General features: G+C 41.2%; 1 protein-coding gene. It reads right to left on the bottom strand.

What is annotated here, in order from left to right; translation table 11 throughout:
• Position 1: 1 nt before the first annotated feature.
• Positions 2–243 (bottom strand): hypothetical protein (locus tag AWV70_RS24045; protein WP_160327731.1); only part of this gene is annotated, 242 nt, incomplete at its 5' end.

Raw genomic sequence — 243 nt, 5'->3', positions numbered from 1 at the left:
TTTATCTTTCCATTCCACGATCCTGCTCACGACGTCGCTCACGCTTGTGTAACTGCTCAAAATCGCCTTGTGGCTCTTTCTCCGATTCTTTACTTACAAAATCCCTCACATGCCTCTTAAAATCGCTTGTACGGGCTTGAAAGTATTCTTTGGTGGTTTTGTATATCGAACCGATTTCATGCTTTAAATCGCTTATACAGTCTTTTAAACGGCTTACCTCTGAACGCAATTCGTTATTTTGGT

Source organism: Sporosarcina koreensis, from assembly GCF_001531445.1.
GTDB classification, from domain to species: domain Bacteria; phylum Bacillota; class Bacilli; order Bacillales_A; family Planococcaceae; genus Sporosarcina; species Sporosarcina koreensis_C.
Note: the sequence above shows the minus strand (reverse complement) of the source record. Positions and strands in the feature narration are given on the sequence as shown.